Below are 10,013 nucleotides of genomic sequence, written 5' to 3'. Positions count from 1 at the left end.
TCGCTTTCGCTGGTGGCAATGCTCCCTGCGACACCGACGGCGACGGCGAACCGGATTGCTAAACATAGATAGAATGTCAACGGTTTGATACTGTTGACACCCGATAAATAACGAGGGCAGGCCGATATGGCCTGCCCTGTTTTTATGGATAAATTCGGATCAGCTTTAATTATGATTAAAAAAAATTATATGATTAGGCAGGCCGGTCAGGTTGCAGGCGACCGGACAGTTTGGCATTACGCATAAAGTCAAATCTCCAGAGCGAGATTTGACCTGCAATTTTCATGTCGAGATTTGTGAACTGACGATAAAGTTGAAACACGCATAAAAAAAAGAGCCAGGGGAATGGCTCTTTTATTTAACTTTCTTTTTGTGGCGATCGCGTTTTCTTCTTTTTTTCCTCTTATGAGTTTTTATTTTCTGACGCTTCCGTTTTTTACCAGATGGCATCAATCCTCCTGCTGTTTTGTAATGAACTTCAGGTGATGATACGTAATAACTCGTTAAAAATCAAGGAAAAAAAGATTATTCCTCGAGCGGCAACTTGGTAATCATACCCTTGAATTCATTCGACGGTTTGAAAACAGGCACCTTGCGATCAGGCACCGGAACCTCTTCTCCCGTGCGAGGATTGCGGGCTTTTCGGGCCTTACGAAGTTTGATCTTGAAGGTCCCGAAACCGCGAATCTCGATATTATTACCCATCTCCATAGACTTCTTGATAGTGTCCAGGAATGTATCTACCACCACCGCTACATCGGTGCGTGTCAGGCCTGTTTTTTCGGCAACCTGTTCCACCAAATCAGCCTTGGTCATATTTCCCTCCTTAGAAGACCAATTTATTCAATATAATTATTTACATCCCTTGCAGTTGTGTGAACTGCATCCGGTACATCCGGCCCCCGTGGAGGATACAAAACCTGAACCTGAGGAAAAACCGAATACCGAAAACTCTCGCTTGCACTCCATCGACTGGCAAACCGGGCAGAAGAGAGTACCTTCATCGCCCCGCACCAGCTCTTCAAAATGGTGCTCGCAGTTCCTGCATGTATATTCGTATATCGGCATAACTTCAAATCATCTGTAAAGATACATTAATTTTGGACTTCCCACATCAGAAAAATTAATGATTTTTGTGGCAGATTTGCCAAAAAGATCAAAAATCGTAAACCCTTCTTCAGCTTCAGGTCGAATTCGTTTCAATCCGGAACCATAATCGTTCAATTCTTCCAGGTAGGCGATCGCGCTCTCCAGTCCTCCGAGCGAGTCAACCAGACCCCGCCTTTGCGCCTGAAGACCGGTAAACAGCGAACCGTCAGCAACTTCGACGACCTCATCGGGATCCATGCGACGCCTTTCCGAGACCACATTGACGAACTGCTGATGAGTGTCCTCGATCACTCGCTTGAGCACCACACTATCCCTGTCATCCGGATACTGGTAAGGTGAGCCGACATCCTTGACTTCACCTGCTGTGACAGTCTCGAACTGTATCCCGATCTTGTCGAGCATATCCTTCATCACAGGGTACTGCATAATCACTCCGATCGACCCGGTAAGTGTACCCGGGTTGGCATAGATACAATCCGCTCCACAGGCTATGTAGTACCCCCCGGAGGCCGCCACCGACCCCATCGAGGCCACTATCGGCTTACGCTCCTCTGAACTGATCCTCAGCACCTCGGCGTAGATCTCCTGGGCCGCCCCGACAACTCCGCCGGGCGAGTTGATCCTGACTACGATACCTTTGACCGAGTTGTCGTCGGCGTATCTCCGCAGATCGTCGACGATCTGCTCGGAGCGATCGATAGTTCCCTGGATCTCGACTATCGCGACTTTATCGCCAAAGCCGGACCAGCCGGTCCGGTCGGATGACATCCTGATGATACCGATCGCAAAAAAAACTAAAAACAGGATCACAAACGAGCCGACCACCAGTCCAAGAACTATATTATTCCCTTTAGCCAAATCAATTCACTCGAATCTTGATTTTCTCCCCCGGCTTGAGACTGCGGGGATTTATATGATTATTGATACTCAGGATCTCGTCGGTCGAAGTGGCAAAAGAGCGGGCGATCTCCCACAATGTATCTCCCCTTTTGATCGTGTAATAGATAAAGTTCCTGCTCGAAGCGCTGGATTGTTTGCGAATCGGCACCTTGAGCGCCTGCCCCACAGCCAGCACGCTGTTGCGAGAGATGCCGTTGAGACGGCAGATCTCTTCAATTGTAGTACCATATTTGCGAGCGATATACCACAGGTTCTGGCCGTAGCGTACACGATGATTAAAATAATCTCCGGAAGCCAGCGACTTGCTGGAGGAGGCATAATTCAGTTCAGTTTTCTTACCCGGTATTTTCAGTTTCTGGCCGATATGAAGCGTCGAGCGGGTGCTGATACCATTCAAACGGCAGATATCCAGCACACTGGTATTGTACCTGCGGGCCAGGTATGAGAGCGTTTCGCCCCGCCGGATCGTATGGTTAAACGATTCACCGCTGGCAGGTCTGGAAGAAGATGCCATCTGCTTGCCGGGCACTTTAAGCCTCTGGCCGATATGGAGAGTACTGCGCGTGCTCAGACGATTTAGCGCGCAGAGCTGACTGATCGTGCAACCATAGCGTTTCGCCAGAAGCGACAGGGTTTCACCCTTGCGAATCGTATGTGTGAAATACTCAACATTCGAACCGGCTGATGAGGTCGTGTAACCAGGGATCCTCAATCTTTGACCGGCATAGATCAGGTTCTTGCGAGGCAGGTTGTTGGCCCGTCGAATCGCCTCGGTCGTGGTCTTAAACGCCCGCGCTATGCTCCACAGGTTGTCTCCGGGACGGACGATGTAATGTTCGCCGGTCAGCTCATAGTTGCGGTTACTGGAAGCGTAGCCGGTCGAACCGCGGTCCAGCGGTACCGGGATCACCAGTGTGTGACCGGCATATATTCGATACGGACGATGCAGGTTATTGGCCTGTACAATTGCCGATTGGGAAACACGATATCTGCGGGCGATCGTTGAGACTGTTTCGCCTCTCCTGATACGATGACGAACCCAGCTGGTCTCTTTCGGAGACTGCATGTCATCCATCGCCAGCAAAAACTTCGATGACGTTCTCTTCGGCAGTCTGAGCGTATAATTCTTGTAATCCGGGGGGGTATAATCGCGCCTGATTTCAGGGTTGAGTTCCTTGATTTTTCTGACCGAGACACCGGTCGCCTTGGCTATATCCTTGAGATACAAAGCCCGGCCGACCTTGACCTCATCCCAGATCAGCGGATCGGCTTTTTGAACATCGAACCCGTAGCGTTCGGGATTTTTGGCTATGATCGTGGCGGCCATGTATTTGGAAACGAAGTTGCGCATATCCCGGCCCCAGATTTTCCAGTCCCAGTAATCTTTACCCGGGTTGCGACGGATCATCTTGCGGACATTGCCCGAACCGCCGTTGTAAGCTGTCAGGGCCAGTCTCCAGTCGCCGAATTCCTTATACAAATATTTTAAATAACGAGCGGCCGCACGAGTTGATTTCTCGAAATCATAGCGTTCATCATACCACCAGTTACGCTTGAGGCCCCAGTTGCGGGCGGTCGAGGAGATAAACTGCCAGAAACCGGCCGCGTGGGCATGAGAATAAGCCCTGTCCTTGAAAGCGCTTTCGATGATCGGCAGGTAAACCAGGTCATGGGGCACACCTTCTTCTTTCAGTATCTTCTCCATGATAGGCATATACATACCTGAGCGTGCCAGCGCGGTCTCCATGTTCTTACGGGCTGATGTCTGGTAATAATATATCCACTTTTTAACCCGGTCATTTAAAACCACCGGCAGATCGTAAGTCACCTTGTCGGTGGCCTGAGCGGTGGTGCGCATCGAATCGGCGGAAATCCCGGAAAGGCTGTCCAGAAGACGGAATTTCTCATCCAGCGCGTACGGGGAAGCATCCTCCGACAACACCGTTAGATTGAACAAAGTGATTTTATAATCTGCTGTTATCTCATTCATGAGTTTGCGATATTCAAGCGCGACCTGTGAGGTATCGTCCTCAGCCGCCACCTCAAGGGTGGTCAAAATATCGATCGCTTTTTCGAAATTGTACTCAGCTTCTTTCCAGTCTTTCTCGATATTGGCGGCCACGCCGAAAGCATAGTACTCCTCGGCCAGGCTGAATTTGTAAATCGCCTCGTCGTCGATCAATTCCTGATCATCGACGACCTGTGTTTCAGCGGGCGGGGATTGCTCTTCGCCACTATCGGTTTTCTTTACAAGTGTATGGGCTTCGGGGACATCCCCCTCCGATCCATCGAAACGCCCCTCGGTGGAACTGCAGGCCAGAGCCGCAGTGAAAATAAAAACCAGCAAATAACCGGACAGCTCTCTCATCTGATTACCCTTCTTTATAAGCAAGCTATTGATTGACAACATAATGAAAATCCTGTTGTGAGATTTTGTCAAGATTTTTTTCTGTTATAATCCTCCCCTTCAGCTTTCTTTTTAAATCGGCAATTTGATTATATAACTTACTCGTCATTATAAACTTCCATTATTTTCTGAAAGGCATCGGGATCATCGGCGGAGACCCACCTGATCCCCCTGACACGCTTAAACCAGGTCAACTGCCTTTTGGCGTAATTCCTGTGCGCCTGCTGAATCTTGGCGATCATCTCAGAACGATCCCTGTCGTCGGCAATGACCTCATATATGGTATTGTACCCCATAAGCTTGGAATAGTTACCAGAATTTATCACGGATTTTTCGATCAGCTCCCGTGTCTCCTCGTACCACCCCTCCTCGAACATTTTCAACACTCGTTTATTAATACGCTCGTAAAGCTTTTTACGTTTAAGGTTAAGTCCAACGGTTACAAAATTATACGTCTTTTCCGGGTAATCTCCCTCGGCTGACAGCTCGGATTTGGTTTTTCCGGTCAGGTGATATATCTCCAGGGCGCGAATGATGCGAAAGCGGTCGGCCACAGACAGCTTTTTCGCGGTCCGGGGATCGACTTCAGCCAGCCTGTCCAGAAGATGCTGATTCCCATGGAGTTCAGCTTCGGCTTCGAGCTCCCCTCGGAGGCTGTCGTCATGTTGAGGTGTTTCGAAGATACCTTCAGTCAGCGCTCTGTAGTACAAACCGGTCCCCCCCACAACCAGCGGTACTTTACCCCGCTTGAGTATATCTTCGATCACCTCCAGGGCCATCTGGCGGAAGCGGTAGGCTGAAAATTGTTCGCCTATGTCGATTATATCGAGCAGGTGATGCCGGGCCTGTGAGATCTCATCCGCATTCGGTTTGGCGGTACCGATATCGAGCTTGCGGTAGATCTGGCGTGAATCGCAGGAGACTATTTCGCCCATAAGTTCCCGGCAGAGACGGATCGCCAGCCCGGTTTTACCGACCCCGGTCGGTCCGACCAGCCCGAGCAGTTTTTTAGCGGGGCTAGCGTCCAAAGCGCTCCCTCAACTCTTCAGCCGACATACGAATAACGGTGGGACGCCCATGCGGGCAGATATACGGGTTCTCACACTTGAAGAGTTGCTCCAAGAGAGCAGACATCATCTCCTCGGAAAGTCGATCACCCGCTTTGATCGCGGCCCGGCAGGCAAACATCTGGGCGGTCAGCTTGAAACGATCGGGAGCTTCTTTCTCGTATTCCAGAAGATCACCGATCAAATCCTTGACCAGGCTTTCAGGATTTTTGCCGGTCACCACCGCCGGGACAGCATAGACCGCCAGAGATCGCGGGCCGAAACGTTCCAGTTCAAATCCCAGGTCGCGCAATATCTCGAAATATTCTTCTGCGCCCGACAACAGGTACGGCTCCAGTTCGATATTGACCGGAAACAACAGTTTCTGGGAAGTCATCTTCTGCTTGTCAAAAGATTTCAACGCACGCTCATAGAGAACCCGCTCATGGGCGGCATGCTGATCGACAACCATCAGGCGGTCCTTTGTGAAGGCCACGATGAAGAGGTCGGCAAATTGTATCATCCGATGAGGAAAGGATTTTCTTTCGGGCAATTTGTCAGCAGGAGACTCATGGCTAACACGCTCTACTTGCTTTTGGCGCCAGTTTTTGAGATGCTGATCCGCCCTGACCTCATAGTTTCCGGGCCTTCTTTCGATTCTCAGTTCAGGCTGGCTGGAAACCACCGGCTCATGTTTTTGCGAAAAGAATTTTTCGGCCGCACGGCGGATCTTCATACGGTAGCTATCTGGTTCGCTTTTTTCGACACCATCTTCGGCATCACCGGAACGGATCATCTGCGGGATGACATCGTCGCGCGTCAAAGCTTTCCTGACCGAGGACATCAGGGCATGAAAAACCGCGCGCTCGTCGGAGAAACGCACCTCGCTTTTAGTCGGGCTGACATTGACATCGACCAGCCAGGGTTTCAAGTCGAGATAGATCACCGCCAGCGGATAACGCCTGTGGGGCAGAAATTCACCGTAGGCCTTCATCAGCGCTGAATACAGAAGGGGTGAACTGATCCTGCGGTTATTGATGATAAAATACAACTGGGCGCGGTTCTTACGTGCGAATTCGGGCCGGATCGTGAAACCGGCTAATGTCAGTTCTTCGGTCTCCTCATAATAATCGATCATACGCTCAAAATCATTAGCTCCGAGCAGGTCGCGCACCCTCTCTGCCCGCGAGCCGGAGCGATTCAAAGCGAGGATATTGCGTCCCTCGCTGGCCAGTTCGAACCCGCATTCCGGAAAAGCCAGAGCAAGCCCGTTTATGACATCGATCACATGGCGGGTTTCCGTCACCTGGGTCTTGAGGAATTTCCGGCGCGCGGGAGTGTTGAAAAACAGCTCGCGCACCTCGATCGTGGTGCCGTCGGGAGCACCGGCCTCGGAACGCCGGATTTCCCTGCCACCTTCTATTTTAAGTTTGTATCCGGCCAGCTGGTCACGCGGTTTAGATACTATCTCGAACATCGAAACCGAAGCTATCGAGGGCAGGGCTTCCCCGCGGAAACCGAGACTGGCGATGGAATCGAGCTGGTCAGCGGAAGTCAGCTTGGAGGTGGCGTGACGGGTGAGAGCTAATGGCAAAAAATCACTGCCGATCCCCTGGCCGTCGTCGGTTACCTTGATCTTTTTTATTCCGCCTTCTTCGATCTCGATTCTGACCTGGGATGCTCCCGCGTCCAGGGAATTCTCGACCAGTTCCTTGACTACCGACGCGGGCCGTTCAACCACCTCGCCGGCGGCGATCTTATTGACCAGGTTTTCCGGAAGACGAATGATCTCAGTCAAAATTATCCTCCAGCATCTGTTTGAGCTTGACCAGAAGATTGAGTGCTTCGAGCGGTGTAGTCTGGTTCGGATCGGCTTTTTGAAGTTTCTCGATCACCTTCTGCCAGGTTTCGACCTGTCCTCCATACTTGTGATCGAACAAACTCTCAGCCTCTCGATTTTCAGTTTTATCCGCCTTATCGAAGAAGACACCCTTCTCGAGCTGTTTCAAAACCACCCGGGCGCGTTCAGTGACTTCACGGGGCACCCCTGCCAGCCGGGCCACGAAGATCCCGTAGCTGTCATCGCATCCCCCCGGAATGATCTTGCGGATAAAGATAATCTGGTCCTGCCATTCCTTGACCGCCACCTGGAAATTCTTTATCCGCTTAAAGCGTTCAGACAGGCGTGTCAGTTCGTGATAGTGGGTAGCGAAAAGCGTCCTGGCCTGCCGTCTTTCGGTTTCATGCAAAAACTCGGCCACTGCCCACGCGATTGAAAGACCGTCATAGGTGGAGGTCCCGCGCCCGATCTCATCCAGCAGGATCAGGCTTTTCCCGGTACAGTTATTGAGGATATTGGCACTCTCGTTCATCTCCACCAGAAAAGTTGACTGTCCCAGGGTGATCTTATCGGTCGCTCCGACCCTTGTGAAGATGCGGTCGACCAGCCCTATTTCGGCGCTCTCAGCCGGGATAAATGCACCCACCTGCGCCATCAGTACCAATTGTCCGACCTGCCTCAGGTAGGTCGACTTCCCGGCCATATTGGGCCCGGTAATCAGATGAATCTGGCTTTTGCGGGTATCCACCATGGTGTCATTGGGGACGAATTTGCCGGAGGGCAGAATCTGTTCTATGACCGGATGGCGTCCGTTTTTTATCTCGATCCTGTCGGAATCGTTCAGTTCGGGACGGATATAATTACCGCTCAGGGAAGCCTGCGCCAGGGCGTGATAAAAATCCGTTTCAGATATATAATCAGCTGTTTTCTGAAGCAGTTCGATTTTCTCCGAAAGTTTTTCACGCAGTTCAAGAAAGAGCATTTCCTCGCGGCTGTTAATCTTCTCTTCAGCAGAAAGGATCAACTCCTCTTTCTGCTTGAGCTCGTCGGTGATATAACGCTCGGCTGAAACCAGAGTCTGCTTACGCACATATTCTTCGGGCACCGTGTCGACATACGAACGGCTGACCTCGATGTAATAACCGAAAACCTTGTTGAATCCGACCTTGAGGCTGGGGATACCGGTGCGCTCTTTTTCGATCGCCTGCAACTCGGCTATCCATTTTTGCGAAGATGATATCGAGGCTTTGAGTTCATCAAGGCTAAAATCGTAACCGGAACGAATCAGGTGACCGTCGGTAATAGTTGCCGGCGGATCATCCACCAGCGCAGTTTCGATAAGTCCGGCAATCTCAGCTGTCGCGCGCAAATCATCGTCGTCGAGCATCGTCTCACAGCCGGGGAGCTCATCTGCATTTTCAATAAGGTCCAAAGTCGACTTCAATGAAACCGCCAGTGCTGTCAAATCACGCGGTCCGGCACGGAAACGACCGAGCCGTCCGGCAATTCGCTCCAGGTCTGAGATAACCTTGAGATGTTCAGCAATTATTTCCAGGAGCCGGCGGTCATCCACCAGAAGCTGAAGATTGTCCTGGCGGGTTTTCAACGAGGCCAAATCCTGAAGCGGGGCCTGCAGTGCGCGGGCCAGAAAACGCGCGCCCATGGCGGTACGGGTGCGGTTCAAGATCGAGTACAGTGATTTCCCGGAGGCCGAAGAAAACAGTTCGAGGTTCTCGATCGTGGCCTGATCCAGAAACATGCGCGAATCATCGCGCGGTATTTTCAAGCCACGGATATGCTTGAGTTCGATCAGCTTGTTTTCTTCGAGATAATACAGGACAGCTCCGGCCGCGCCGACCCCGCTGAAGCCGTTCGAAATCCCGAAGCCCTCGAGATTGTCGACCCCGAACAGATCGAGAAGCTTCTGGTGCGCTGTATCGTAGTCGAATTTCCAGTCCTCCAGGCGGGAAAGTGAAACCTCCGGAAGATAGAGTTTGACCCGTGATTGAAGCGAATCGTCGCTTTCCGGCAGGACCACCTCGCTGGGCGAGATAGTCCGGAGACGGTCGATCAGATCCTCTGATTTAATTGACTCGACATAAAATTCACCGGTGCTCAGTTCCATATAGCTGAGCGCGCAGGTGTCGCCATCGACTACGGCAGTTGCGAGATAATTGGGACGATAACCATTGTCCCCGGCGGGAGTGAAGGTCCCCGGGGTGACGATCTCGACAACTTCCCGTTTGACCAGCCCTTTGGCCAGTTTTGGATTCTCGGTCTGTTCGCAGATAACAACTTTTTTACCGGCTTCGATCAGGCGCGCCAGGTATTTGTCCATGGCGTGGTAAGGTATCCCGGCCAGCGGAAGGCGAGCCGATTTGCCATGCGCGCGCGAGGTCAGCGCGATCTGCAAGATAGGCGCGGCCTCCTCGGCATCGTCGCCAAACATCTCGTAAAAATCACCCATGCGGAAAAACAGGATCTTGTCCGGGTAATCTTTCTTGATCCGGAAATACTGCTCCATCAGGGGTGTCAGTTTTTCTTCGACCATCTGAATCAATCTACCTGGTTAAATGCTGATCCGTTCACGCAAAATATACAGAATTTTTGAGATAGAAAAAAGTGCAATCGGGATGATCTTGTCAGAATATGATCAATCCATAATTACGACCCGGTAGGAACCGGAGAAGATGTTTTCAAGGGTTTGCTT

7 protein-coding genes are annotated in these 10,013 nt (G+C 51.3%); all 7 read right to left on the bottom strand.

Annotated elements, in window-relative coordinates; genetic code table 11:
* Positions 1-525: 525 nt before the first annotated feature.
* Entirely contained in the window at positions 526-816 is a 291-nt protein-coding gene (locus GF404_02570; GenBank protein MBD3381060.1) for an integration host factor subunit beta, read from the bottom strand.
* 36 nt (positions 817-852) lie between these two features.
* Entirely contained in the window at positions 853-1,068 is a 216-nt protein-coding gene (locus GF404_02565) for a zinc ribbon domain-containing protein (protein ID MBD3381059.1), read from the bottom strand.
* 9 nt (positions 1,069-1,077) lie between these two features.
* Entirely contained in the window at positions 1,078-1,968 is an 891-nt protein-coding gene (gene sppA / locus GF404_02560; protein MBD3381058.1) for a signal peptide peptidase SppA, read from the bottom strand.
* A gap of 1 nt (position 1,969) precedes the next feature.
* Complete coding sequence (locus GF404_02555; protein ID MBD3381057.1) at positions 1,970-4,420, bottom strand: LysM peptidoglycan-binding domain-containing protein; 2,451 nt, start codon at positions 4,418-4,420, stop codon at positions 1,970-1,972.
* Positions 4,421-4,515: 95 nt separating this feature from the next.
* Positions 4,516-5,445 carry a tRNA (adenosine(37)-N6)-dimethylallyltransferase MiaA gene (miaA, locus tag GF404_02550; GenBank protein ID MBD3381056.1) on the bottom strand — a complete coding sequence of 310 codons (930 nt, stop codon included), beginning with the start codon at positions 5,443-5,445 and terminating at the stop codon, positions 4,516-4,518.
* A complete protein-coding gene (gene mutL / locus GF404_02545) occupies positions 5,435-7,261 on the bottom strand; it encodes a DNA mismatch repair endonuclease MutL (GenBank protein MBD3381055.1) in 1,827 nt (608 codons plus the stop codon). Before mutL ends, miaA begins: the two co-directional genes overlap by 11 nt.
* Entirely contained in the window at positions 7,254-9,854 is a 2,601-nt protein-coding gene (gene mutS / locus GF404_02540; protein MBD3381054.1) for a DNA mismatch repair protein MutS, read from the bottom strand. The genes mutL and mutS overlap by 8 nt, the downstream gene beginning before the upstream one ends.
* Between the last annotated feature and the right edge of the window lie 159 nt (positions 9,855-10,013).

It is taken from the genome of Candidatus Zixiibacteriota bacterium, from assembly GCA_014728145.1.
In the GTDB taxonomy this organism is placed as follows: Bacteria; Zixibacteria; MSB-5A5; order JAABVY01; family JAABVY01; genus WJMC01.
The sequence above is the reverse complement of the archived record's forward strand: the minus strand, read 5'-3'. Positions and strand labels throughout refer to the sequence as shown.

What these genes read in the sequence shown, in the direction of transcription:
- GF404_02565 (MBD3381059.1), bottom strand. Translation starts at nt 1,068, where the DNA reads ATGCCGATATACGAATATACATGCAGGAACTGCGAGCACCATTTTGAA.
- GF404_02555 (MBD3381057.1), bottom strand. Translation starts at nt 4,420, where the DNA reads ATGTTGTCAATCAATAGCTTGCTTATAAAGAAGGGTAATCAGATGAGA.
- mutS (MBD3381054.1), bottom strand. Translation starts at nt 9,854, where the DNA reads ATGGTCGAAGAAAAACTGACACCCCTGATGGAGCAGTATTTCCGGATC.
- GF404_02570 (MBD3381060.1), bottom strand. Translation starts at nt 816, where the DNA reads ATGACCAAGGCTGATTTGGTGGAACAGGTTGCCGAAAAAACAGGCCTG.